25 protein-coding genes are annotated in these 24,710 nt (G+C 54.5%); 14 read left to right on the top strand and 11 right to left on the bottom strand.

Features of this window, described 5'->3' with window-relative positions:
- Together D6877_RS13985 and D6877_RS13980 are read right to left on the bottom strand one after the other, a co-directional pair.
- A partial coding sequence (locus D6877_RS13985; protein WP_130911179.1) for a PAS domain-containing methyl-accepting chemotaxis protein occupies window positions 1-1,309 on the bottom strand: 1,309 nt, incomplete at its 3' end.
- Window positions 1,310-1,541: 232 nt separating this feature from the next.
- A complete protein-coding gene (locus tag D6877_RS13980; protein ID WP_016773570.1) occupies window positions 1,542-2,150 on the bottom strand; it encodes a TetR/AcrR family transcriptional regulator in 609 nt (202 codons plus the stop codon).
- Between the two features lie 211 nt (window positions 2,151-2,361).
- On the opposite strand from D6877_RS13980, the gene D6877_RS13975 reads away from it, so the two are divergent.
- Window positions 2,362-3,417 (top strand): MBL fold metallo-hydrolase, encoded by a 1,056-nt coding sequence (locus tag D6877_RS13975; protein ID WP_130911173.1) that lies wholly within the window; start codon window positions 2,362-2,364, stop codon window positions 3,415-3,417.
- Between the two features lie 10 nt (window positions 3,418-3,427).
- Here D6877_RS13975 and D6877_RS13970 read toward each other — a convergent pair whose 3' ends face one another.
- From D6877_RS13970 to D6877_RS13955, 4 genes are all read right to left on the bottom strand, one after another.
- Window positions 3,428-3,745 carry a helix-turn-helix transcriptional regulator gene (locus tag D6877_RS13970; RefSeq protein ID WP_122602120.1) on the bottom strand — a complete coding sequence of 106 codons (318 nt, stop codon included), beginning with the start codon at window positions 3,743-3,745 and terminating at the stop codon, window positions 3,428-3,430.
- Entirely contained in the window at window positions 3,735-4,082 is a 348-nt protein-coding gene (locus tag D6877_RS13965; protein WP_178083681.1) for a type II toxin-antitoxin system RelE/ParE family toxin, read from the bottom strand. The genes D6877_RS13970 and D6877_RS13965 overlap by 11 nt, the downstream gene beginning before the upstream one ends.
- 62 nt (window positions 4,083-4,144) lie before the next feature.
- Entirely contained in the window at window positions 4,145-4,462 is a 318-nt protein-coding gene (locus tag D6877_RS13960; RefSeq protein ID WP_056788034.1) for a hypothetical protein, read from the bottom strand.
- A 93-nt stretch (window positions 4,463-4,555) separates the two neighbouring features.
- Window positions 4,556-5,323 carry a helix-turn-helix transcriptional regulator gene (locus D6877_RS13955; RefSeq protein ID WP_122507661.1) on the bottom strand — a complete coding sequence of 256 codons (768 nt, stop codon included), beginning with the start codon at window positions 5,321-5,323 and terminating at the stop codon, window positions 4,556-4,558.
- Between the two features lie 112 nt (window positions 5,324-5,435).
- Here D6877_RS13955 and D6877_RS13950 point away from each other — a divergent pair, with 112 nt between their 5' ends.
- The 3 genes from D6877_RS13950 to D6877_RS13940 are packed head-to-tail and all read left to right on the top strand — an operon-like array spanning window position 5,436 to window position 7,396.
- Window positions 5,436-6,251 (top strand): sulfite exporter TauE/SafE family protein, encoded by an 816-nt coding sequence (locus D6877_RS13950; RefSeq protein ID WP_130911171.1) that lies wholly within the window; start codon window positions 5,436-5,438, stop codon window positions 6,249-6,251.
- Window positions 6,252-6,310: 59 nt separating this feature from the next.
- The gene (locus tag D6877_RS13945; protein WP_130911170.1) at window positions 6,311-6,673 is read left to right on the top strand and encodes a hypothetical protein; all 363 of its coding nucleotides are present in this window, start codon (window positions 6,311-6,313) and stop codon (window positions 6,671-6,673) included.
- Between the two features lie 33 nt (window positions 6,674-6,706).
- Window positions 6,707-7,396 (top strand): hypothetical protein, encoded by a 690-nt coding sequence (locus D6877_RS13940; RefSeq protein ID WP_130911169.1) that lies wholly within the window; start codon window positions 6,707-6,709, stop codon window positions 7,394-7,396.
- Between the two features lie 3 nt (window positions 7,397-7,399).
- On the opposite strand, the gene D6877_RS13935 is transcribed toward D6877_RS13940, so the two are convergent.
- Both D6877_RS13935 and D6877_RS13930 read right to left on the bottom strand, forming a co-directional pair.
- Window positions 7,400-8,389 (bottom strand): hypothetical protein, encoded by a 990-nt coding sequence (locus D6877_RS13935; RefSeq protein ID WP_130911168.1) that lies wholly within the window; start codon window positions 8,387-8,389, stop codon window positions 7,400-7,402.
- Between the two features lie 275 nt (window positions 8,390-8,664).
- Window positions 8,665-9,174: a Bro-N domain-containing protein gene (locus D6877_RS13930; RefSeq protein ID WP_130911167.1), complete on the bottom strand. Its 510-nt coding sequence runs from the start codon at window positions 9,172-9,174 to the stop codon at window positions 8,665-8,667.
- Window positions 9,175-9,747: 573 nt separating this feature from the next.
- On the opposite strand from D6877_RS13930, the gene dcm reads away from it, so the two are divergent.
- The 4 genes from dcm to D6877_RS13910 all read left to right on the top strand — a co-directional run bounded on the left by dcm (window position 9,748) and on the right by D6877_RS13910 (window position 14,162).
- Window positions 9,748-11,184 carry a DNA (cytosine-5-)-methyltransferase gene (dcm, locus tag D6877_RS13925; RefSeq protein ID WP_130911166.1) on the top strand — a complete coding sequence of 479 codons (1,437 nt, stop codon included), beginning with the start codon at window positions 9,748-9,750 and terminating at the stop codon, window positions 11,182-11,184.
- A 149-nt stretch (window positions 11,185-11,333) separates the two neighbouring features.
- Window positions 11,334-11,825, top strand: a complete 492-nt coding sequence (locus D6877_RS13920) for a very short patch repair endonuclease (protein ID WP_130911165.1) — start codon at window positions 11,334-11,336, stop codon at window positions 11,823-11,825.
- On the top strand, window positions 11,786-13,036 hold the full coding sequence (locus D6877_RS13915) for a type II restriction endonuclease (protein ID WP_130911164.1): 1,251 nt from the start codon (window positions 11,786-11,788) through the stop codon (window positions 13,034-13,036). Before D6877_RS13920 ends, D6877_RS13915 begins: the two co-directional genes overlap by 40 nt.
- 73 nt (window positions 13,037-13,109) lie before the next feature.
- Entirely contained in the window at window positions 13,110-14,162 is a 1,053-nt protein-coding gene (locus D6877_RS13910) for a DUF262 domain-containing protein (RefSeq protein WP_130911163.1), read from the top strand.
- 555 nt (window positions 14,163-14,717) lie between these two features.
- Here D6877_RS13910 and D6877_RS13905 read toward each other — a convergent pair.
- The 3 genes from D6877_RS13905 to D6877_RS13895 all read right to left on the bottom strand — a co-directional run bounded on the left by D6877_RS13905 (window position 14,718) and on the right by D6877_RS13895 (window position 17,940).
- The gene (locus tag D6877_RS13905; protein WP_130911162.1) at window positions 14,718-15,752 is read right to left on the bottom strand and encodes a hypothetical protein; all 1,035 of its coding nucleotides are present in this window, start codon (window positions 15,750-15,752) and stop codon (window positions 14,718-14,720) included.
- 126 nt (window positions 15,753-15,878) lie between these two features.
- Window positions 15,879-17,129, bottom strand: a complete 1,251-nt coding sequence (locus tag D6877_RS13900) for a ribonucleotide-diphosphate reductase subunit beta (protein WP_016773579.1) — start codon at window positions 17,127-17,129, stop codon at window positions 15,879-15,881.
- Window positions 17,130-17,679: 550 nt separating this feature from the next.
- On the bottom strand, window positions 17,680-17,940 hold the full coding sequence (locus D6877_RS13895) for a DUF2790 domain-containing protein (protein WP_042607210.1): 261 nt from the start codon (window positions 17,938-17,940) through the stop codon (window positions 17,680-17,682).
- A 408-nt stretch (window positions 17,941-18,348) separates the two neighbouring features.
- Here D6877_RS13895 and acs point away from each other — a divergent pair, with 408 nt between their 5' ends.
- The 6 genes from acs to D6877_RS13865 all read left to right on the top strand — a co-directional run.
- A complete protein-coding gene (gene acs / locus D6877_RS13890; protein ID WP_056788049.1) occupies window positions 18,349-20,304 on the top strand; it encodes an acetate--CoA ligase in 1,956 nt (651 codons plus the stop codon).
- A 694-nt stretch (window positions 20,305-20,998) separates the two neighbouring features.
- The gene (locus tag D6877_RS13885; RefSeq protein ID WP_024014020.1) at window positions 20,999-21,772 is read left to right on the top strand and encodes an ABC transporter substrate-binding protein; all 774 of its coding nucleotides are present in this window, start codon (window positions 20,999-21,001) and stop codon (window positions 21,770-21,772) included.
- Window positions 21,773-21,863: 91 nt separating this feature from the next.
- Window positions 21,864-22,553 carry an ABC transporter permease gene (locus D6877_RS13880; protein WP_016773583.1) on the top strand — a complete coding sequence of 230 codons (690 nt, stop codon included), beginning with the start codon at window positions 21,864-21,866 and terminating at the stop codon, window positions 22,551-22,553.
- On the top strand, window positions 22,550-23,248 hold the full coding sequence (locus D6877_RS13875) for an ABC transporter permease (RefSeq protein WP_130911161.1): 699 nt from the start codon (window positions 22,550-22,552) through the stop codon (window positions 23,246-23,248). Before D6877_RS13880 ends, D6877_RS13875 begins: the two co-directional genes overlap by 4 nt.
- A 1-nt stretch (window position 23,249) precedes the next feature.
- Window positions 23,250-24,362 (top strand): succinylglutamate desuccinylase/aspartoacylase family protein, encoded by a 1,113-nt coding sequence (locus tag D6877_RS13870; protein ID WP_130911160.1) that lies wholly within the window; start codon window positions 23,250-23,252, stop codon window positions 24,360-24,362.
- 27 nt (window positions 24,363-24,389) lie between these two features.
- On the top strand, window positions 24,390-24,710 hold a 321-nt coding region (locus tag D6877_RS13865; RefSeq protein ID WP_130911178.1), incomplete at its 3' end, for an ATP-binding cassette domain-containing protein.

Below are 24,710 nucleotides of genomic sequence, written 5' to 3'. Positions count from 1 at the left end.
CCCGCTCATTGGCAAACATGCTCACCGCATCCACCGCCTCACTGGCGCCATCGCGAATCTGCAGAATCACCGTGCCGGCCTGATTGGCCAGTTCCACGCCTTCTGCGGCGCGGTCGCGGGTGCCTTGCATGCTCTTGATCGCCTGCCGTGTTTCGCTCTGGATCAGGCTGATCATGGTGGAGATCTCGGCGGTGGAACCGCTGGTGCGCGCCGCCAGTTGCCGTACTTCATCGGCCACCACGGCAAAGCCGCGACCCTGTTCACCGGCGCGCGCGGCTTCGATGGCGGCGTTGAGGGCGAGCAGGTTGGTCTGATCGGCGATCGCGCGGATGGTGTTGACGATGGCGGTGATCTGCTCGGAGCGGTCGCCCAGTTGCGCGATCAGCGTTGAGGACTGGCTGATGTCCTCGGCGATTTCGCGCATTTCGCTGGCAGCCTGTTGAATCACCTGCGTACCTTGCTCGGCGACTTTTCGCGTCGCTACCGAGATGTGATAAGCGGTGCTGGCACTGCGCGCGTCCTGCTCGTGTTGCTCGACACGGGCGGTAACGTCAGACGCGAACTTCACGACTTTGTACAAACGCCCCGAAGCGTCGTAGACCGGGTTGTAGTTGGCCTCCAGCCAGACGATCTGACCGCGTTTATCCACGCGCTCGAACTGCCCGTGGAAGAACTCGCCCTGATTCAGACGGCGCCAGAAATCCTGATAGGCGCTGCTGTTGACCAGCGCAGGGGTGCAGAACAAACGGTGATGCTGGCCCTTGAGCTCGGCGAGGTTGTAACCCATGCGCGTAAGAAAATTCTGGTTGGCGGTAAGAATGTTGCCGTCGAGATCGAACTCGATCACCGCCATCGCCCGATCAATCGCCTGCAGCTTGGCGTTGGCCTCGTTCTCCTGCTGCACCTTGGCGGTGACATCCATGGCGTACTTGACCACTTTGATCACCCGTCCCGACGCATCCTTGATCGGGTTATAACTGGCCTCGAGCCAGACCGGCTGGCCTTTGCTGTTGACCCGTTCAAAAGTGCCGGACTGGAACTGGCCATTCTTCAGGCGCGACCACAGCTCGGTGTATTGGACACTGCGACCGAATTCCGGCGTGCAGAAATGCCGGTGCGGCTGGCCGATCGCCTGGGCAGCCGTGTAACCCATGGTCTTGAGGAAATTGTCATTGGCACGTAACACCACGCCATCAAGATCGAACTCGATCAACGCCATCGAACGGTTGATCGCTTCGAGCATCGCAGCTTGGTCAAAAACGGTGTGTTGCAGTTCAGCGAGGGCGGCTTTCTGGCGATTGAAAAACATGCTTGCGATACTCGGGAAGTGGGGAAAATCAAAAGGATTCAGTCCCTATTCCTGCGCCGGCAGACCGAAATGCACAGGCGGCATTCGGCGGTGACTGCTCAATGCCAGCGTTCCGTTACTGGCAGTTGGCTACTTATACAAAACTTCATAAAGTTGTACAAGAAAGGAATTTTTCACGAGTTTGTATAACTTTTTGCGAGATTAGTTGTACGCGACTCGACGCGTCAGTGATTCACCGTTGATACAGTGCCAGGAACATCTCCAGCGCCGACTCGGCAACTGCATTCTGCGCGTCTGGATCAAGGGCCGCGCGACCCAGCGAGATCTGCGGCCAGAACGCGAATGCCTTGAGCAAACCTTGTACTTGATGCGCGGCAAATTCTGGATCCACCGGTTTGAGCCGTCCGTCGGCTTGCGCTGCGCGTATCCAGACGGTCAGGCCTTCCTCGCGTTCGCCCATGCGCTCGATCATGTTCTGCGCACGCTCAGGGGAATGAATGGTTGCGGCAATCGCCACTCGGGCGAGGGTGAGAAAATTCTCGTCAGCCATCATCTGCACTTTTTCTCGCAGCATCAGGCGCAGCTGCTCATGCAGCGGTTGCTCGCGGTCGTAGCTCACCGATGGCTCGGCAATGATCCGCGCCCACAACTGATTAAGGATTTCGGCGAACAGCTCTTCCTTGCTCGGGAAATGGTTGTACACCGTCCGCTTGGACACGCCGGCCGTGGCGGCGATCTTGTCCATGCTGGTGATTTCGAACCCGTGGGCACGGAATTCGGCGATCGCCGCCTGGATGATGGCTTCGCGTTTGCGATCGGTGAGGCGTTGTGGAGCGGTCATGAGCGGGCTTCAGCAGAGAAGGGAGGAAATTACACTCGGCAGTTTACTTGGCGCCGGCTTTGATGCAACCTAGAAACTACACCGCTCAGTGTAATGTTGCGTTAATCCTCGCACCTTACAAACCAGAGCGTTTGGCCTTTGCGTGCAGCTTGGCCATTTTCATTTCCCGTGGAATACCGTGCAGCACACGGTTTTTCGGAGTCGTTCAGCCATGGCCAATCCAGTCTCTCTCCCGGACAACACACCCACGCCTGAAGCCTCGCGCCAGGATCAAGGGCTGTTTCGCAATCATGCGCCGGTTCAGCGCGAAGGCCTGCGCAAAATGCTGCGGATCATGTGGAACATGATTTTCCACAAACCGCGCGACACCCGTCCGAGCGCCGCCATTCCTGTGCAACCGCTGACCCGTGAAGATCTGCTCGCAGCGCCCAATCACAGCGTTTACCGCTTGGGGCACTCGACGCTGCTGCTGAAGATGCGCGACAAATTCTGGATCACCGATCCGGTCTTCGCCGAGCGCGCCTCGCCGGTGCAATGGGCTGGCCCGAAACGTTTCCATCAGCCACCGATCAGCATCGACGAGCTACCGCCGATCGAAGCGGTGATACTCTCGCACAATCATTACGACCATCTCGACTACGAAGCGGTGCTCAAACTCGCCGCCAAAACCACTGACTTCCTGACTCCGCTGGGCGTGGGCGACACCCTGATCAAATGGGGCATCGACGCCAGCAAGGTGCGCCAGTACGACTGGTGGCAGGGCACCGAAATCGCCGGTATCCGCTTCATCGCCACCCCATCGCAGCACTTCTCCGGCCGTGGCCTGTTCGACGGCAACAGCACGCTGTGGGCGTCATGGGTGATGATCGATGCCGACACACGAATCTTCTTCAGCGGCGACAGCGGTTACTTCGACGGCTTCAAACGCATCGGCGAACAATACGGCCCGTTCGACCTGACCCTGATGGAAACCGGCGCCTACAACGTCGAATGGCCCCACGTGCACATGCAACCGGAAGAAACCCTGCAAGCCCACATCGACCTCAAGGGCCGCTGGCTCTTCCCGATCCACAACGGCACCTTCGACCTGGCCATGCACGCCTGGCACGAACCTTTTGACCGCATCCTTGCGCTTGCATGGGAGCGCAGTATTGCGATTACCACACCGCGGATGGGGGAGGCGTTCAACCTTGCGCATCCACAACGGGGGAGTGCGTGGTGGATGGCGGTTGAAGAGGAGGGGGAGGCGCTTGCTCAGAATGCCTGACGCGTTCGCCTCAAGCGAATACCACCTCAATACGGCCCTCTTTCCGTGATCGGGGGGCCGACTTGACTACAATTTGCACATCTCGCCCGAGACGTGAAAGGCATTCCATCATTTTGGCCTCACTGATTCCGCGAAATTTGCCACGCAACATTTCGGAAAGCTTGGGTTGTGATAGTCCCAAGATTTCTGACGCCTGAATCTGAGTGAGATGACGCGCCTTAATGATTGCGCCAATTTTCGCTGCGAGCTGCGACTTCACCTGCATTTCACTTGCATTGGGTAAGTCCAGATCGTGATAGACGTTTCCGCTACCTACTTCAATCTCCATGGTTTTCTGATCCTTTCGCATGTTCCTGGGTCGCTCGAAGTCTGTTTCTGATCAGATCAATGTCCGACTGGGCGGTTTTAATCCCGCTTTTCGACTTTTTCTGAAAGCAGTGCAAAACGTAAATTGCACTGCCAAAACGAACCGTATAAATGGCGCGGTAGGTGTCGGTGTCGAAGTCTTCTATCAACTCCAGGACACCTGCGCCTCCGAACCCTTTCAATGGTTTTGCATCTGAATACTTCAGGCCACATCGAGCCAGATCCAGTGCGTGACCAAAAACGTCTTGTACCCCTGTGGGCATCTGCTTGAGATCTTTTTTACTACTGCAGACCCACATAAGCGGCTTCCTTGCACTCATGCGAAATATACCTATTTTGGAATAATTATCAAATTGCCATTTCAGTCAGCCATCGCAAAATCCCCACGCCCCACCGATTCCCCCGCCATACCCTGCGCCCTGACACTGCGCCCCGGTGCAAACCCCGGGAAGAAAACCAACCCCTGCGCTTCAAACCGATAAGCCAGTGCCAGTCTCGCGGCGTCCGCTACGTCCTGCTGCGCTTCGAACCGCTGGATATCTGCCACCGCAACCTCGGCCTCGCGCGACAGTTGTTCAACGCTCCAGCCCAGCATGGCGCGGGCCTGGACGCAGTGGGTCGGGGTGAACTGGAAAAGGGCAATGCGTTCGAGGACGTGGTTCATCGCAAGAGAGGCCATGGTGTGCTCCGGGCTCAAAAGTGCTGATTGAAAATGTACTGTGTTTTTGTACAGTTGTTTTCGGCCGGGATCAAACGCATTTTTCGAATTTGCCTAGTTCGTCGGCTCCAACCAGACGGACGGTGCCTGTCCCAGCACACGCCGAAACATCGTCGAAAACGCCGCCGGGCTCTCGTAGCCAAAGTCCAGGGCAATCCGCGTCACCGCTTCCCCTGCTGCCAACCGTGCCAACGCCTGCACGACGCACGCCTGCTGGCGCCACTGACGAAAGCTGAGCCCGGTCTGCTGCCGAAACAATCTGTTAAAGGTACGCAAGCTTATGTGTAACTGATCGGCCCAATCCTGCGGGGATTGATGGGTGTTGGGCATGTTCAGAAAGGTCTGACACAGACTGAGGAGCTTTCCTTCGGCGGGCATGGGAATGTGTAGGGCAAGGGGCGCGCTGCGTGCCAGTTCATGCAACAGCAAGTTGATCAGCACACCGTCGCGTCCGGCCTGGTCGTACATCAGTGGCACGTCCACCGCTTCCATCAGTAGATGCCGCAGCAGCGGCGACACGTTGAGCACTTGGCAGTCCGGCCCCAATTCCACGTTGCCCGGCTCGATGTAGAGGCTGCGCGTGCTCACTCCGAGCATTAATACCTCGTGGGCCACGCCCGGCGGAATCCACACCGCGCGCTGCGGCGGGACCACCCAATTACCGTTCCGGGTGCTGACTTGCATCACGCCGGTGGCGCCGTAGAGCAATTGCCCACGGCGATGCGTATGAAACGGGAGTAGGTGGCCGTGGGAATAATCGGTACCGATGGCCACGACCGGGCGAGGCGTGTCATCGAGCTGATTGATCGAAATATTGCGCATCAGGCGTGTTCCAGCGATTGGCGTAAACGCGAACATTATTGGCCCAACTACTGAAGCCGGCCAGTGCATCACGCTCTAATGTCCTGGGCTCCCCCGATCCTGGACGCCCACCATGTTCTACCTCCTGCTTACATTGTTCGGCTGCCTCACCGGCATCAGCGCCGTGCTCTTCGGTTTCGGCGGCGGCTTCGTCATCGTGCCGCTGCTCTATCGCATGCTCACCGCCAGCCACGCAGCCGACGACCCCATCGCCCAGTCGGCCATGCACATCGCCGTGGCCACCTCGACCTGTGTGATGATCGTCAACGCCCTGATCGCCACGCGCAAACACCAGCGCGCGGGCAATCTGCTCCGGGACTACCTCTGGCCATTGGGCGGGTTTATCGGCGTGGGTGCGGTCGTCGGCGCCATCGCTGCGATGTGGGTCAGCGGCGAAGTGATCCGCTACGCCTTCATCGCCTACCTGGGCGTGACCATCGTCGATTGCCTGCTGCGCCGAGGATTTCTCACACAGTCCCAAACCACATTCCCACGGCGGCTGACCACGACGGAAACATCCGCCGGCGGTGTAGGCATCGGCGCCATCGCGACCTTCCTGGGTGTAGGAGGAAGCGTCATGACCGTGCCGCTGTTGCGCCGTTGCGGGTTGAGCATGTCGCAAGCCACATCGATGGCCAATCCGCTCAGCGTGCCGGTAGCGTTGGCCGGCACGCTGACGTACATGGCGCTGGCCGGTTTCACCGGTGCTGATCTGGGTGTTTGGTATGTCGGGTATGTCGATGTGCTGGCATTTGCGCTGCTGACGGTTGGTTCGTTGCTGGGGATTAGATTGGCTGCGCGGTGGATTGGGCGGATACCGGATAGAATGCATGCCCAAATCTATGTTGGCTTACTTATGCTAGTGATGCTGGGTATGTGGACGAGATGAGCTAATGCGGTTAACCGGGTTAATCTTGCTGAGGTCAAACAGAACACACGGGGAACGTCATGTCGATCAGTGAAAGTGACTGGAAGAAATTCAAGCAACTGCGCAAAGTCGCGCTCGACCGTTTTTGCCAAGGCGTGCTCGCCGATACCAAGACAATCACTCAGCACGGTGCGCTGTCGGCCCATGCCCGCTACGGCATGATCTACGGCTTGATCAATGATCGAAACCACGACATGGCTCGCATGTTCGATGGACTGTCTCGTTCCTCCGCAATGTGGAAGCTGACCCTCATGATTTCGCATGATTTATTGACCGATGCGGAATTGTCGATTCTGAGCGATGAAGTACAGGCGCGGATCTCTGATATCGAACGTCAGCGATATGAAATTGAGTGGGTCGAAGAGATCGTTCGAGATGACTGAACCAATGTCACCCGCGTTCCCAAGAGAATCTGAATGTTGATCTTCAATTGCACCGAAGCCGCCAGCAAGTTCTTCAGCCGTGTTCATAAAGGCAAAACGATCACGCCGGTGGACACCAAACCGCCGTCATCAGTTATTGAGGATGATGAGCTGAACGGCGCGGACGAACAGTGGTTGGTTCATGCGATCACTGTGCAGCGCAAACATGTGTTGTTGGTCCTGCACATCAAAACCCGCTATTGCGTGATCCTGGCTGATGCCAAAAAGGCCGACGCCGAAGGGTTTGTAGCGTGGTTTAACGAGCGTTGGCGCGAAGGTCTGATCCGCGATGCAATCAATCATGACCTCATGCAATGGGTTGATGCGGGGACAATGACCGATCGTCTCGAGCTGAGTCGCGAGTATCGTTTTTATCGCCGTGGCCATCGCAGCGCACAAAAGCACATCGAACAAATCGCCTGGTTTTTCGAGGATTGCACGGCAGAGTGGGGCTGTTTGCCCCAAGGCGAACGTGCAGCTATCGGTTTCGATGCGCGGATGAATTCGCAAATTCGAAACACCAAGGACCGAAAAGATTACTTTCGCCCTGATGAAGAAATGCTCGCTCATTGGCTGCGCCAGTATTGCGGAGTGGAAGATCTGGGCGTTCAGGCTGCACTTGAGCGACGCAGGGAGGCGGAGCGGGAGATTCGAGCGTTTGAAGAAGGGGCACGCATCAACTGAGCGTCACTCCAACCCCGGCGCTTCACGCATAATGAAGTGGTCCAGGTTCTCGATATTGGCATTGAAGACCTCGAAAGGCTTTTCGGGGTTCTTCTTGCCGGGCACTTGCTTCAACTCCGGCGTTACGCCATAGAAGAAACAGAACAAAGCCTTGTCGCTATCCACCGCATGCTTGATCTCCTCCAAAAACGCCTTGCGCTTGCGGTAGTTGTCGATCAGCTTCTTGTTCAGATAAACGCTGACCGGATACGGCTTCTTCTTACTATCCTCGGGCTTCTTGAACCAGACCTTGTCTACGAAATCGATGCGAAAACTGGCGCCGCTATGGAAGTCCTCGATCTTCTTGATCCGTCCCCAATAAATCAGCCCCTTGTTGTCCGTCAGATACTCGATCTTCTTGAAGAACGAACTGTACGGCGCCGAATGCTCGCCGACCTTCAACGGCATCCGCTTGAGCAAATCCTTGTCGGCGAAGTTGGAAACAAAACACTCCACCGGATGCGCGAACACACTGGTCTTGTCCGGCGCCGACTCACGACCCGCCGACTCTTTACCACTGTCCGCCGCCACCCGCACCGGATCATCGCGCAACACATCCGCCGCCCCCGCTGGCGCGACAGGCTTGCGCACATACTCACGCCGGGTCAGCAACAACTCCGACGGGAAATGTTCCTCACGCCCGTCATCCACCCCGCCATCCGCCGTCTCAACGCCAGAAGCCGACGCCTTCAGACTCACATACGGACAACCCGCCACATGCTGCGTAGTCGGCAGATTCTTGAAGTGCGGCGTGCGCACGTAATTCACGTTCTTGGCGTTGAACGTACCCAACTCATTGGACGCCTCGAACGCCGAGCGACAGGCATCGTTGGGGCACTGGAAGTGCTCCTTCGCCGAGTCAAACGCCACCGTCTCATCGAAATTGAGATCGCGAACGTCATAGATCGACAACTTGTCGTCGAGGCTGAGGCAGTAGGCGAGATCGAATTTCATGGTGGGGCTCGGATCCTTGAGTGGGGGAGGGGTATTAATAGCGGGAGGTGGCGCGGGTTGCACTGATTGTTTTCAGGATGATGCGGAATCTGTTGGAGCTACCCTGATGGCGATTCTCGGCATCAACCAGATTTCAATACTCACGTCGACATCGCAGGCAATGCATCACCCTGTGGCGAGGGAGCTTGCTCCCGCTGGGGTGCGGAGCATCCCCATGCATTTTGAGGCACAAAAAAACCGCTGCGTGATAATTCAAGCAGCGGACTCTGAAACCATTAGCCTCCACGCAACAATCGCGAAGCCTTACGCCACCAGGATTCCTGCCGATTGAACGGATCCTCCGCCAACAAACAAGGCATATCTCGTAACCGAATCCACGGCTCATCCTGCCAGTGCAACGTACTCAGCGACATCTGCGGCCAGCTCAAAACACTCAACGTCGGTCGCTCAATCGAGCGCGCCGGACGAGCATCACGCAGAGCAGGCACAACCTGATGCGTCAGCCACTCACGAAGCTGCCGATGCTCAGGACAGTAGTGATAGATCAGCAGCGCGTACACGCCGGACTCACTCACCATCATGTGGTCTTCAGCTTCGCCATAGGTATCCACGCGCATCATCTGCTGCTGATCAGCGTCGAGTTTACGCAATTGGCGTTCATCAAGATGTTTGCCCATCAACCGGCCCAGTTCATGGACACAGAACCACGCTTGGTTCTCAACCAGAAGGGCGTGCAGGTGGGTCTTGTTGCGGGTGAAACGAGTAGGAATAAGTGGTTCAGGCATGGCATGCCTCCTGATCAAGAGGCACGGGATTCGAACGGCGGGTACAGTGATTCACCTTCGTCATGAAGGTTGGATAGTCAGGCATTTCCATTTACCTCTGGCAGCTTTCTTAGGGCATTCGTTAGGGTGTCGGGAGCTAAGAAACCCACCAGAGACGGGCCGGACATATTCCCCTTTCGGGTCTTGTATTCGCCCACTCCCGACATAACGGGATTTTTCGCAGGCGTAGAGAAACCGCAGACGAAAAAAAGCCGCATGACTGTCGGGTGCGGAGAACCGCTCTGGTTTGTAGAGTTTCTTAGGCTCGGAGCTGAGGGTAGGGGCATCAGGGATGGTCGTCAACCAGCGACTTTTCCTACTGGTCAGGAAGCGAAAGGAAACCTGGACAAAGACGCAGAGTAAATTATGCTGTGTTTATATCCAGTGTTTGATTGCCATCGAATCCCGCAGCTGCCATGTCCGTGTCGCCACGACTCACCTCACGGAATCCAGGAAATTTCATTTACTTTGAAGTTTTGCGGGCTAGAATGGTGACCATTCGTCACAGCTTTGACCCAGGGGAATTTCGGGCTCATGAATCTTTTTGAAACACCATCTTTTGAATCCTTGAGCGAAACAACCTCGGGTTCGTACGAGCCTGATACCCATCCCGTAACTGATCTGGCGCTGCTGCATAAGCTCCTGGAGATCTACGACCAAGGGCAACTGGCCGAAATTCTCAACGACGTTAGCCCGAGTCATTGGTGCCGTGAAACCATCAATCGCTGGATCAAGGGAAAGGCCTCGCCGAAGCTCTCTCACATTGAGTTCACTCGTCTGAAGGATCTGCTGCCCAAGCGCTTGAACCACAAACCTTCATTCACCTTTATTGATCTCTTTGCCGGCATTGGCGGTATCAGGAAAGGCTTTGAAGCCATCGGTGGCGAGTGCTTGTTCACATCCGAATGGAACAAGTACGCCGTTAAAACGTACAAAGCGAACCACTATTGCGATCCTGCCCGTCATCGCTTCAATCTCGATATCCGCTCGGTCACGCTCTCAGACAAGCCAGAAATCAGTGACGAGGAAGCCTACAAGAACATTGATCGCGAAATTCCTGACCACGATGTTCTGCTGGCAGGTTTCCCTTGCCAGCCGTTTTCTCTTGCAGGTGTATCCAAGAAGAATTCCTTGGGCCGTAAGCACGGTTTCGAATGCGAGACCCAAGGCACTCTGTTTTTCGACGTGGCGCGCATTATTGCCGCGAAACGCCCGGCCGCATTCTTGCTCGAAAACGTGAAAAACCTGAAAAGCCATGACAAGGGAAATACGTTCCGGATCATCTGCGAAGCGTTGGATGAACTGGGCTACGAGGTTGCAGATGTCAACGCGCCAAAAGGCTCAGACCCCAAGGTCATTGATGCTAGGCACTTCGTGCCGCAGCATCGTGAGCGAATCGTGCTGGTCGGTTTCCGCCGTGATCTCAATGTTCACCAAGGATTCACTCTGCGCGACATCAGCAAGCACATACCGAAGCAGAGACCTAGCTTCGGTGATCTGCTTGATAAGGATGTGGATGAAAAATACATCCTCACGCCAAAGCTTTGGGATTATCTCTATCGCTACGCTGCCAAGCATCGCGAGAAGGGTAACGGTTTTGGCTTTGGTTTGACCGGGCCAAACGACGTGGCCCGTACCCTGTCGGCGAGATATCACAAAGACGGTTCGGAAATCTTGGTCGACCGCGGGTTTGTGGAAACTTTGGACTTCAATGGCGAGCTAAATCAGCTTCATCGTCCGCGCAGACTGACTCCCCATGAGTGCTCGCGCCTCATGGGATTCGACAAGCCAGGCGAGAGCAAATTTGTAATTCCTGTTTCCGATACCCAAGCATATCGCCAATTTGGTAACTCAGTGGCCGTGCCGGTCTTCGAGGCAGTAGCCCGGTTGATGAAGGATCGGATATTGGCTGCAAAAGAAAAAACAGCTGACGTCGAGAGGCCTCAATTGGAGTTCGCTCTTCCTGAGTAAAGGAGAACGCCCTCTTCGTTGAATCTTAGCGATAGTGCATTTTTGCGTCAGGTCACTTCTGAACCCAATAGATAGCCCTCCCTAGATCCTAAATATGCCTATTCCTAAGGTATATAGAGGCGGGGCTATCAGTTGCGAGGAGGTTGATTTTGGTCGATATCGTGGATGCAGCAACTCGTTCTCGAATGATGTCTGGTGTTCGGGGTAAAAATACCAAACCAGAGATTTCGGTCCGCAAGGCTTTGCACGCGCGTGGGTTTCGTTACCGTATACATGTCAATAACCTCCCTGGTAAACCAGATCTGGTCTTACCAAAATATAGCGCGGTGGTGTTTGTTCACGGCTGCTTCTGGCATGGGCATTCCTGTCCATATTTCAAAATACCTCAGACGCGAACAGATTTTTGGTGCGAAAAAATCCGGCGCAATCGCGCGCGAGACAAAGTCCAAGAATCTTCCCTTTTGGCGGGGGGGTGGAGGATTTTGGTCATTTGGGAGTGCGCCGTCAGATCAATGAATAAAGAAAAATCTCACGTACTGATTGACCAAGTGGCAGAGTGGCTGATAAATGGTAATGAATATTTACAGATAGATGAAACCAAATGTTCGCCGACTCCATTAGTGACTATTTCGAAGGCGTAGCCGCCAAATATTTGAGTGCGGTGGATGCTGACCCGGGCTCTTCTAATCAGCACGAAATAGGAGGTTTGCCCGCTGCCGGATTTAAACGGCACTTAGGCACTCCAGGAAAGGACGAGGAGTACCGATTCAAGGCAAAGCTCATCTACGTCACGGATGAGTGTGCTGCACCGGATTTTTGCGAAGGTTTTGTAACTTGGTACGATTGTCGGCGAAAACAACCCCATCGTAGCGCGGAGTTTCGTCTTTATTACAATACAAACGCGGTAACTGAGTTAATCGTAAAAGGCGATTTTCTTCTAGTAGCAAAAATGCGTGATGGGTCACTGTTGATGATCTTCACTCCAGCAAAGAGCTCCGTTGAAAACCAGTTAAGGCTTCTCTTTGGTCTTCACCATGTTGACGATAGATTCACCCCGGGTACATTAGACTCCATACAGTTGCTTCTTCCGCTACGACTGATGCTTGAAGAGTTAGGTGTCGAAGTAAGTCGAGTTGAAAGAGGGGATGATGTCTGGCTTGATCAACTTATAAAGCTCTTCGGTGGAGAGAAATTTCCAACTACAGCTGCGTTTTCGAGTTATTCGAGAAAATCGATTGAAAATATTGTAGATCCTTTAGCATTTCCCGATCAAACAGTCCTTGATTGGATGGAGCATGAAGAAAAGCTTTTTAGGATCTACGAGCGCCATTTAGTTCAACGGCAACTTCGTTACGGCTTTGGTGAAAGAGGGGATGATGTTGATGAGTTTATTAGTTTTTCTCTGAGCGTTCAGAATCGCCGTAAATCTAGGGTCGGTCACGCGTTTGAGGGGCACCTAGATGAGATCTTTCGTTTGCATGGGTTACGTTTCCAGCAAGGTCGCGGTAAGGGCTTTACAACTGAAAATAACTCTAAACCAGACTTTATCTTTCCAGGGTTCGCTGAGTATCGAGATAATGAATTTCCCGTAAATAAATTATTCATGCTAGGTGCAAAAACGACATGCAAGGATCGTTGGCGTCAAGTTTTGAGCGAGGCGCATAGGATTTCTGAAAAACATCTTATAACGATGGAAGCGGCAATCAGTGAGAGTCAAACTTCAGAAATGCAGTCTCACGGGTTGCAGCTTGTGGTACCAGAAACAATTCAAACCACCTATTCTGATTCCCAGCGTGAATGGCTGGTGGGGCTTGGTGATTTTATAAGTCGCGTGAAGCATGCATCCGTTTAAAGTGCTACATAATTATCAGGTTTGTACAGTGGGATGTTGATTTCGGCCTTTTAACCAAAATAGGGTGGTTGCTATGAGTGAGTGGGACGTTGATCTTACGGAAGATTTTGATGAGGATGTTGAAACTAAGATTTATCAAATCACATCTTATCCTGCCGATTTAACATTGAAAGGTTATTTGGATAAGGTTAAAGCAGAGCAAATTGTGATACCTGAATTTCAGCGACGTTACGTATGGGATCAAAAAAGAGCTAGCAAGTTGATTGAGTCATTCTTGCTGGGATTGCCAGTGCCTGGCGTGTTTTTATATAAAATTAGATCTTCAAATAAACTTTCAATTATTGATGGTCAGCAACGAATTCTTTCTTCAGTTCGCTTCTTTCAAAATCGATTTGAGGAGAAGACATTTAGGCTTATTGGCGTTATGCCTAAATGGGAAGGGAAAACATATGATGAATTGGATGAGCCGGATAAGTTGCTTTTAGATGATACCGTTTTAAGGGCAACGATCGTACAGCAACTTGATCCTGCGGATGATTCCAGTGTCTATCATATCTTTGAACGATTGAATACTGGTGGTATGAATTTAAATCCGATGGAGATTAGGCGCTCGGTATATCAAGGTGACTTTGCAATACTGCTTCAGGAGCTTAATGAAAACGAAGATTGGCGCAGTATTATTGCTCGCCCTAAAACAGATAAACGACTACGCGATGTTGAACTTATCTTAAGGGTGATAGCGTTGCAGCAAGACTGGGGCAGATATGAAAAGCCTATGAAAACTTTTTTGAATAGGTTTATGGCAAAAATAAACAATATGGCTGAGGCTGAAAGAAAATTATTACTTGACAATATTCGCGAGGATTTCGATTGGACGGTTGGAGTAATACGAGATCAATTGGGTGAAAAGCCATTTCATATTAGGGGGCCCGTAAATTATGCAGTACTGGATTCGGTTTACAATGCAGTTTCAAACTGTGCAGATGAACCAGTAGGGTTGGGTGAAAAATTTAAGAGTTTAATCTTGAATCCTGATTACTTATCTGCGGTTTCTGTTAGTACCAGTGATGAGAGGGTGATAAAGATACGTTTTGAGGAAGCTGAAAAGTACTTGGGCGGAAATTGAAATGTTGCTTAGGACTCGTGCGGCTATTGATGAATGTACATGCCATCTCAATGACTCGCAAGCGTGGAGTACGCAAGTCGAGTCATACCTGACTCAATATATACTTGTAATTTTATGTGCTGATGTTCAGCAATCTGTATATCTATTGTTAGATGGGCGGATTTCGGCTTCGTCCTCGAGTGATGTCGGCTTGAAAGCATTTGCTTATTCAATGGGGGTCAGGTGTCTGCGAAGTTTTGGTAAGAGCGATTTATCAAAATTTCTAGCGCTGTTTGGTCAGGAAGTGAAGAACAGCTTTAATGGCGCGCTCGATGATAGAACTGTGACTGTATACAATAACGCAGTCGCCAATCGTCATGAGGTCGCACATAATTCGGGGTCTACTATAACGTTCAGAGAATTGTCTGAGATTTTTGCTGCCTCGGTAAAAGTGTTGGAAGCCATGGACAATTCCTTGAAACTAATCGATTCGCCGCCTGATGAGTCCCATCGGTAGTGCTTTAGATAAGTCTTTGGTTCTTGCAGTTTTTTGTTTTACGTTTTTTTAGCTATAATTTATTTCTGTTGAAGTTGCCATGTTAACTGTCTTCGCGCACTTGAAATGATTTCACCAAAGAGCATGATATTTACCCCTTGTTCGCGATTGTCGATAGGAAAGCTAGGTGCCCGTCTTCCACCGACAATTAGAATTTTAATTTCACTGTTGAGTTGCCTTCCTAGCATGTGCCGGTAGCTAATTGCTTGTAAATAATCGTCTAGATTTAATGCGTGTGCCGGCCTTTTGAACTCAATTATTAAGTACTCTCCGTTTAAGTTTTCACTCAGTAAGAGATCAGGGCGACTTTTTGGTGATGTACCATCATATTTTGTGCAAAGATATTCTTCTATTTGTTTTTTTAGGGTTTTGTTTGAGCTAAATAAAGTGTAGTTGTGGCCGAAAATCCAAAGATTCTTTTCGAGATAACTGTGCATCGTTGCTTCAGTGGTGGTGGGTGTTTTACTAAGGAGGTCTAGTTGGTCAAGGGTGTTTAACCTTGCTTTCGAATTTTTTGCAATGTTTGCAATGTCTGATATGCCAAAATCATTGATGGCGCTGGAAATAGCGCTAATCTCAAAATCTGTTGCAGAGTTTATGTGTTGAAATACCTTTTGATGTTCTGGTCTCTCCAGTATTTTTTTTGCTATGGTTGAGATTAGGTTTATGGCGTCCGGAGGTGCGCTTGAAAGGCTTTTGGATAGTGTATTTATCGCAGTGTGCAAGGATTCATATTGGTTTTGGGGGGTTCTTGAAAGTTTTTCTGTTATTAGTTTTTCTAACTTTAAGGTTATTTCTGTTGCAGTGTTTTTTATTGGACGATAGCTTTTGATTCTAGGTTGAGAGAGTGATTCCAATATGCCGGAGATTCCAAGCATTCGGAATTCAAATGATCCCCGAGATCTTTTAGATAAAGCTCCTTTCAAATATATCTGGCTGATTTCGGATTTTTTGTATGGTGTGGAGTTGATTTCCATCCCAAGCATTTCAAAATAAGCGTCTACACTTGCCTCAAGCTCGCGATCACTCCATGTGGCTGTATGTCCAGATAGCATAGAGAAGTCCTCGAGAAAGTATATTGAATACCAATAAGATAATTGTTTTTAGGGTTGAAATATCAAGGACGAAAAAAAGGGATTGCATGGTCACAATCCCTTTTTTTGCTTGCACTTGGATGGGACTTAATCCCAGCTCAACGCACCACCAGTCTGATACTCAATAACCCGAGTCTCAAAGAAATTCTTCTCTTTCTTCAAGTCCATAATCTCGCTCATCCAAGGGAACGGGTTAGTCGTCCCTGGGTACTCTTCCTTCAAACCAATCTGGCTCAAACGACGGTTAGCGATGAACTTCAGGTAGTCCTCCATCATCGCCGCATTCATACCCAACACCCCGCGAGGCATGGTGTCACGAGCGTATTCGATCTCCAGCTGCGTACCCTGCAGAATCATCTGGGTCGCTTCTTCCTTCATTTCGGCATCCCACAGATGCGGGTTTTCGATTTTGATCTGGTTGATCACGTCGATGCCGAAGTTCAGGTGCATGGATTCGTCGCGCAGGATGTATTGGAACTGCTCGGCGACGCCGGTCATTTTGTTGCGGCGGCCCATGGAGAGGATTTGGGTGAAGCCGCAGTAGAAGAAGATGCCTTCCAGAACGCAGTAGTAGGCGATCAGGTTGCGCAGCAACTCTTTGTCGGTTTCCGGGGTGCCGGTTTCGAACTTCGGATCGGAGATCGAGCGGGTGTATTTCAGGCCCCAGGCTGCTTTCTTCGCGACCGATGGGATCTCGTGGTACATGTTGAAGATTTCGCCTTCATCCATGGCCAACGATTCGATGCAGTACTGGTAGGCGTGGGTGTGGATCGCTTCTTCGAAAGCCTGGCGCAGGATGTACTGGCGGCATTCCGGGTTGGTGATCAGGCGGTACACGGCCAGCACCAGGTTGTTGGCAACCAGGGAGTCGGCGGTGGAGAAGAAGCCGAGGTTGCGCATGACGATGCGGCGCTCGTCGTCGGTCAGGCCTTCCGGGTTTTTCCAGAGGGCGATGTCGGCGGTCATGTTGACTTCTTGCGGCATCCAGTGGTTTGCGCAACCGTCCAGATACTTCTGCCAGGCCCAGTCGTACTTGAATGGCACGAGTTGGTTGAGGTCGGCGCGGCAGTTGATCATGCGCTTTTCGTCAACGGCGACACGGGCGGAGGCGCCTTCGAGTTCGGCGAGGCCTTCGGCGACGTCGAGGGAGTTCAGTGCAGCCTTGGCGCGGGCCACGGCGGCCGAGTCGTCGGCGGTGACGGCGCGGGCTTCCAGCGCTGCGGCGCCGCCGGCGTTGTCGAGGCGGTCCATGTTGGCTTCGCTTGCGTGGCCGGCGTTGGCGCCTTTCACGGTTGCGACTTCACTGTCTTCTTTATCGAATTCGTCCCAGCTCAGCATGACGTGTCGTCTCCTGCGTGAGGGCTTGTGCCCGTGTGAAACCTGATGGGTTGGTTTTTCACACGGCCAAACAAGCCGCGTTGGATGTCGTTTTTTGCAGCGCTGCACGCAGGCAAATAAACAGAAATTTTGACGGGTTCCGAGAGCCTCTGATGGGCGCAATCAGCGTCTGGCACTGTTGCGGGGCTTCAGAATGGCTTTTGCTCCCTGTAAGGGAATATTGCTGACCCGTATAGGGCGGCATTATAGGGAAATTTTTACCGGCGTGGTGCGGCGAATCGGCTCATGGCGAGGCCGAGGAGGGGGCGGATTTCGGTCCGACCGAGGGATTACAGGGCTTTGCGCGGAGTCGAGGCCGGCAGATTTTTTTTCGTTAAATTTTTGGCGGGTGATTTTCTGTTTAAAAAATAGCCAGAAAAGCGCGTTTTTCACTATATCTAGTGTTTTGCAAGCCTTTTTCGCGGTTCCAGACACAACTGAGCCCGACCGAAGTCGGGCTGGAATCGACCCTCAATGTAGCGTTGAGCGATCCGATTCGGTGCAGTCTGATTCAGTTCGTGCAGCCGTTGCCCATGATGCTGTAGCGCAGGATGTGGCGTTGGCCTTTGGAGTCGTCGTATTCCATTTTCGCCGGTACTACTTCGCAGACATTTGGAATTTCGCTCATCGATACAACTTTGGCGATGTCCAGGTGTGTGGAGTAAGTGTATTCCTCGATGACCGGTTGTTGCTGTGCGACATCAGTCGGACCCTCGTTTGCCATGGCGGTTGCGCACAGACTGCTGAGGGCCAGAACCAATAAAGCTTTCATTTCTAATTCACCTTTTTGAGGTCGAGTGGGGTCACGCAACCTTTTTAGGGTTGCGTGTGGAGCTTGAGTATTTGATGCGTTACTTGGAGAGCTGGATTAACGGCCTTCGTGGGGGCTGTAACGTTGTTAATCGCGGTTGCCTTGTTGGCGAGGTGAATTTTAGGGAGTCGGGCGCGGGGTAAACAGACCGGGTTTTGATAAACACTTTTGGCATATTTGGTAACAATCCCCGCGCGGCCCCTGTAGGAGCTGTCGAGTGCAACGAGGCTGCGATCTATTGATCTTGCTTTGGAGATCAAAAGATCGCAGCCTGCGGCAGCTCCTACAACCATCGTCGAATGGTTCTATGGGCCCCACCCGGCTACAACGGGGTCATACAAAAACAACTATTACACCGAGGTAGGAAAGATGAGTGCGGCTTCTCTGTATCCCGTTCGTCCCGAGGTTCTGGCAAACACGCTGACTGACGAGGCGACCTACAAAGCCATGTACCAGCAGTCGGTCGTCAACCCTGACGGCTTCTGGCGCGAGCAAGCCAAGCGTCTGGACTGGATCAAGCCCTTCACCACGGTGAAACAGACCTCGTTCGACGATCACCATGTCGACATCAAGTGGTTTGCCGACGGCACCCTGAATGTGTCCTATAACTGCCTCGACCGTCATCTGGCCGAGCGCGGCGATCAAGTCGCGATCATCTGGGAAGGCGACGATCCTTCCGAGAGCCGCAACATCACCTACCGCGAACTGCACGAGCAAGTGTGCAAACTGGCCAACGCCCTGCGCGGTCAGGACGTGCACCGTGGCGATGTGGTGACCATTTACATGCCGATGATCCCCGAAGCCGTGGTCGCCATGCTGGCCTGCACCCGGATCGGCGCGATTCACTCGGTGGTGTTCGGCGGTTTCTCGCCGGAAGCCCTGGCCGGTCGCATCATCGACTGCAAATCGAAAGTGGTGATCACCGCTGACGAAGGCATCCGTGCCGGCAAGAAGATTTCCCTCAAGGCCAACGTCGACGACGCCCTGACCAACCCGGAAACCAGCAGCATCCAGAAAGTCATCGTGTGCAAGCGCACCGGTGGCGACATCAAGTGGAACCAGCATCGCGACATCTGGTACGAAGACCTGATGAAGGTCGCGGGCACCGTTTGCGCGCCGAAAGAGATGGGCGCCGAAGAAGCGTTGTTCATCCTTTATACCTCCGGTTCCACTGGCAAGCCGAAGGGCGTGCAGCACACCACCGGCGGTTATCTGCTGTATGCGGCGATGACCCACGAACGCGTGTTCGACTACCGCCCAGGCGAAATCTACTGGTGCACCGCCGACGTCGGCTGGGTCACCGGCCACAGTTACATCGTCTACGGGCCGCTGGCCAACGGCGCGACCACCGTGCTGTTCGAAGGTGTGCCGAACTACCCGGACATCACCCGGGTGGCGAAGATCATCGACAAGCACAAGGTCAACATCCTCTACACCGCGCCGACCGCGATCCGCGCGATGATGGCCTCGGGTCAGGCCGCGGTTGAAGGCGCCGATGGCAGCAGCCTGCGCCTGCTCGGTTCGGTCGGTGAGCCGATCAACCCGGAAGCCTGGGACTGGTACTACAAGAATGTCGGCAAGTCGCGTTGCCCGATCGTCGATACCTGGTGGCAGACCGAAACCGGCGGCAACATGATGAGCCCGCTGCCGGGTGCTCACGCGCTGAAGCCGGGTTCGGCGGCGCGTCCGTTCTTCGGTGTGGTGCCGGCGCTGGTCGACAACCTCGGCAACATCATCGAGGGCGAGGCCGAGGGCAATCTGGTGATTCTCGATTCGTGGCCGGGTCAGGCGCGTACGCTGTACGGCGATCATGATCGTTTCGTCGATACCTACTTCAAGACCTTCCGTGGCATGTACTTCACCGGTGACGGCGCGCGTCGCGATGCCGACGGTTACTACTGGATCACCGGGCGCGTGGACGATGTGCTCAACGTCTCCGGCCACCGCATGGGCACCGCCGAGATCGAGAGCGCGATGGTCGCGCATCCGAAGGTGGCCGAAGCTGCGGTGGTGGGTGTGCCGCATGACATCAAGGGGCAGGGCATCTATGTCTACGTGACCTTGAAGAATGGCGAGGAGCCGACCGAGCAACTGCGTCTGGAGCTGAAGAACTGGGTGCGCAAGGAGATCGGCCCGATTGCTTCGCCGGACGTGATCCAGTGGGCACCGGGGCTGCCGAAGACCCGTTCGGGCAAGATCATGCGCCGCATCCTGCGCAAGATCGCCACGGCGGAATACGATGGCTTGGGCGATATCTCGACCCTGGCGGATCCGGGTGTGGTGCAGCATTTGATTGATACGCACAAGACCATGAATGTTGCTTAAGCGTTAGAAGCATAGGAGCCCTGTCCGGTGATGCCGGATGGGGCTTTTTTGTGCCTGGTGGATTTGTGTTGATCGGGCTGGCCTCTTCGCGAGCGGGCTCGCTCCCACAAGGAAACGGGCGCATTTCAAATGTGGGAGCGAGCCTGCTCGCGAAGGCGATCTGTCAGACACCGCAGTAGTCAGCTGTAGGAAGCCGCAACACCCCAACCAATAATTATCGATCTCCCCCGTCAGGCCTTTCCCGCTGTTACCCGCCACAACCCAATGTGTAACCGCCCGCGCCAAACCGGGGCGAAGGGAAACGCGGTGCGCCGTTTTAGAGCCGCCAAAGCCCCGCGGAAAAATAAGACATAACGCTGCGCTTGCCGGATTAGAAGGGTTTGCGAATAATGGGCCCGCAACTTGCAACATGTATCGGTTCACTGTCTTTCGCTCTTGCATGAAATTGCAGGGCTGTCAATGAGCTCAAACCGCTTTCTCGGTGCATCTGTAATTAGTTGTCGCATTGAAGAAATATCGGCTTCGGGCCTGTCGTTAGAATGCCGATCACTCGCTCATCGTGGCTGACGTTGAAATCGCCTGCGGTTTCAACGGGAAATTTCCGCCGATGCGCAACCGATTTCCGATTCACCCATTCGCATATTGGGCTGTCGCTCACTCTGCCGTTTTTGCCCTTTACCGATGGAGTCCCAAGATGAAGAAACTTGTGCTGCTTGGCGCCCTGGCACTGTCCGTGCTGTCGCTGAATGCCGTCGCTGACGAAAAACCTGTGAAGATCGGCATCGAAGCGGCTTACCCTCCATTCGCTTCGAAAGCACCGGACGGCAGCATCGTCGGTTTCGACTACGACATCGGCAACGCGCTGTGCGAAGAGATGAAGGTCAAGTGCGTATGGGTCGAGCAAGAGTTCGACGGCCTGATCCCGGCACTGAAAGTGCGCAAGATCGACGCCATCCTGTCGTCGATGTCGATCACCGAAGATCGCAAGAAGTCGGTCGACTTCACCAACAAGTACTACAACACCCCGGCGCGTCTGGTCATGAAGGCCGGCACTCAGGTCAGCGAAGGTCTGGCTGAGCTGAAAGGCAAGAACATCGGCGTACAGCGTGGCTCGATCCACGAGCGTTTCGCCCGCGAAGTTCTCGCTCCATTGGGCGCCGAGATCAAGCCGTACGGCTCGCAGAACGAAATCTACCTCGACGTGGCTGCCGGTCGCCTCGACGGTACCGTGGCTGACGCCACCCTGCTGGACGATGGTTTCCTGAAAACCGACGCCGGCAAAGGCTTCGCTTTCGTTGGCCCGGCCTTCACCGACGTCAAATACTTCGGCGACGGCGTGGGTATCGCAGTGCGCAAGGGCGACGCCCTGAAAGACAAGATCAACACTGCCATCGCGGCCATCCGCGAAAACGGCAAATACAAAGCAATCCAGGACAAGTACTTCGCCTTCGACATCTACGGCAAGTAAGACGTCTCTGCGACAAGTCCGAAATGGCGCAAGCAACAGAATCTCTGCGGTTTGCGCCATTTTTTCATCCCAACTTTCGAGGACCTGAATCATGTTGAAAGGCTACGGGGCTGTCATCCTCGATGGCGCATGGCTGACGCTTCAGCTCGCCTTGTCGTCCATGGCTCTGGCCATCGTTCTCGGGCTGATCGGTGTCGCGTTGCGCCTGTCGCCGGTGCGCTGGCTGGCGTGGCTGGGCGACCTGTATTCGACGGTGATCCGCGGCATTCCCGATCTGGTGCTGATCCTGCTGATCTTCTACGGGGGTCAGGACTTGCTCAACCGCGTCGCGCCGATGCTCGGCTATGACGACTACATCGACCTGAACCCGCTGGCCGCCGGTATCGGCACCCTCGGTTTCATCTTCGGTGCGTACCTCTCGGAGACCTTCCGTGGCGCGTTCATGGCGATCCCCAAAGGCCAGGCCGAAGCGGGCATGGCGTACGGCATGAGCAGTTTTCAGGTGTTCTTCCGGGTGATGGTGCCGCAGATGATTCGTCTGGCGATTCCCGGCTTCACCAATAACTGGCTGGTACTGACCAAGGCCACCGCGCTGATTTCCGTGGTCGGTCTGCAAGACATGATGTTCAAGGCCAAGCAGGCGGCAGATGCCACGCGCGAGCCTTTCACCTTCTTCCTCGCAGTGGCGGCGATGTACCTGGTGATCACCAGTGTCTCGTTGCTGGCATTGCGTCACCTTGAGAAGCGCTACTCGGTAGGCGTAAGGGCGGCTGATCTATGATCTTCGACTACAACGTCATCTGGGAGGCACTGCCGCTGTACTTCGGCGGCCTGCTGACCACCCTCAAACTGCTTGCGCTGTCGCTGTTTTTCGGTCTGCTGGCGGCACTGCCGCTGGGGCTGATGCGCGTCTCGAAAAACCCGCTCGTCAACGGCGCCGCGTGGCTGTACACCTACGTGATTCGCGGCACGCCGATGCTGGTTCAGCTGTTCCTGATCTACTACGGTCTGGCCCAGTTCGAGGCGGTACGCGAAAGCTTCCTGTGGCCGTGGCTGTCGAGCGCAACGTTCTGTGCCTGCCTGGCTTTTGCGGTCAACACCAGCGCCTACACCGCGGAAATCATTGCCGGCAGCCTCAAGGCCACGCCGAACGGTGAGATCGAAGCGGCCAAGGCCATGGGCATGTCGCGCTTCAAACTATACAAGCGCATTCTGCTGCCGTCGGCCCTGCGCCGCGCGCTGCCGCAGTACAGCAACGAAGTGATCATGATGCTGCAGACCACCAGTCTGGCGTCGATCGTGACCCTGATCGACATCACTGGCGCGGCACGTACCGTCAACGCGCAGTTCTACCTGCCGTTCGAGGCGTACATCACCGCTGGCGTGTTCTACCTGTGCCTGACCTTCATTCTGGTCAAGCTGTTCAAGCTGGCCGAGCGTCGCTGGTTGAGCTACCTCGCGCCACGGAAGCACTGATATGCAACGCATCGACCACGTATTGCCGTGGAGCCACCTGGGCAGCGAGCGCAAGGTTTCGATTTTTCGTTTCGGTGAGGGCGAGCGCAAGGCCTACATCCAGGCCAGCCTGCACGCCGATGAACTGCCGGGCATGCGCACCGCCTGGGAGCTGAAAAAGCGCCTCGGCGAACTCGAAGCCCAAGGCTTGCTCAACGGCGTGATCGAGCTGGTGCCGGTGGCCAATCCGATCGGTCTCGGGCAGTTGCTGCAAGGCAATTTCCAGGGCCGTTTCGAGGCGGGCAGCGGCAAGAATTTCAATCGTGATTTCGTCGAGCTCAGCGCGCCGGTCGCGGCAGCGCTGGGCGACAAGCTCGGTGATGATCCGCACGCCAACGTGCGCCTGATCCGCCAGGCAATGGCCGACCACTTGGCCGGCTTGCCTGAAGCGAGCAGCCAGTTGCAGGGCATGCAGCGTGTGCTGCTCAGCCACGCCTGCAGCGCCGATGTGGTGCTGGATCTGCACTGCGATGCCGAAGCCGCGCTGCACATGTACGCGCTGCCGCAGCACTGGCCGCAGTGGCGTTCGCTGTCGGCGCACCTGAACGTCAAGGTTGGTTTGCTCGCGGAAGATTCCGGCGGCAGCTCGTTCGATGAAGCCTGCTCCTTGCCGTGGCTGCGCCTGTCGCGGCAGTTCCCCGATGCGCAGATTCCGCTGGCGTGTCTGGCGACGACCATCGAGCTTGGCGGGCAGGCCGACACCGGCCGCGTCGAAGCCGAGGCTTACGCCGAAGGCATTCTGGCGTTCCTTGCCGAGCAAGGCCTGATCACTGGCGAGTGGCCGAACCCGATACACGAAGCGTGCGAAGGCATGCCTTTCGAAGGCACCGAATTGTTGTTCGCGCCGCACCCCGGTGTGGTGAGTTTTTCCCGCAAGCCCGGCGAATGGGTCGAGGCGGGCGACGAGATTTTTCAAGTGATCGACCCTGTGTCCGATCGGGTCAGCACGGTATGTGCTGGTACGTCCGGGGTGCTGTTTGCCATTGAACGGCTGCGCTATGCCCAACCCGGTTTCTGGCTGGCCAAGGTGGCGGGGCGCGAAGCGCTGCGTCACGGGCGCTTGCTCAACGACTGACTGACTGTTTTTGTGAGAACCGACCGCATGTACAAACTTGAAGTCCAAGACCTGCATAAACGCTATGGCAGTCACGAAGTGCTCAAGGGTGTGTCCCTGAAAGCCGCCGCCGGCGATGTGATCAGCATCATCGGCTCCAGTGGCTCCGGCAAAAGTACTTTCCTGCGCTGCATCAACCTGCTCGAGCAGCCGCACGCCGGCAAGATCCTGCTCAACAACGAAGAGCTGAAACTGGTGGCGAACAAGGACGGCGCGCTGAAAGCCGCTGATCCGAAACAGCTGCAACGCATGCGTTCGCGCCTGTCGATGGTGTTCCAGCATTTCAACCTGTGGTCGCACATGACCGCG

This window comes from Pseudomonas sp. Sample_9 (assembly GCF_004307535.1).
In the GTDB taxonomy this organism is placed as follows: domain Bacteria; phylum Pseudomonadota; class Gammaproteobacteria; order Pseudomonadales; family Pseudomonadaceae; genus Aquipseudomonas; species Aquipseudomonas mercuritolerans.
The sequence above is the reverse complement of the archived record's forward strand: the minus strand, read 5'-3'. Positions and strand labels throughout refer to the sequence as shown.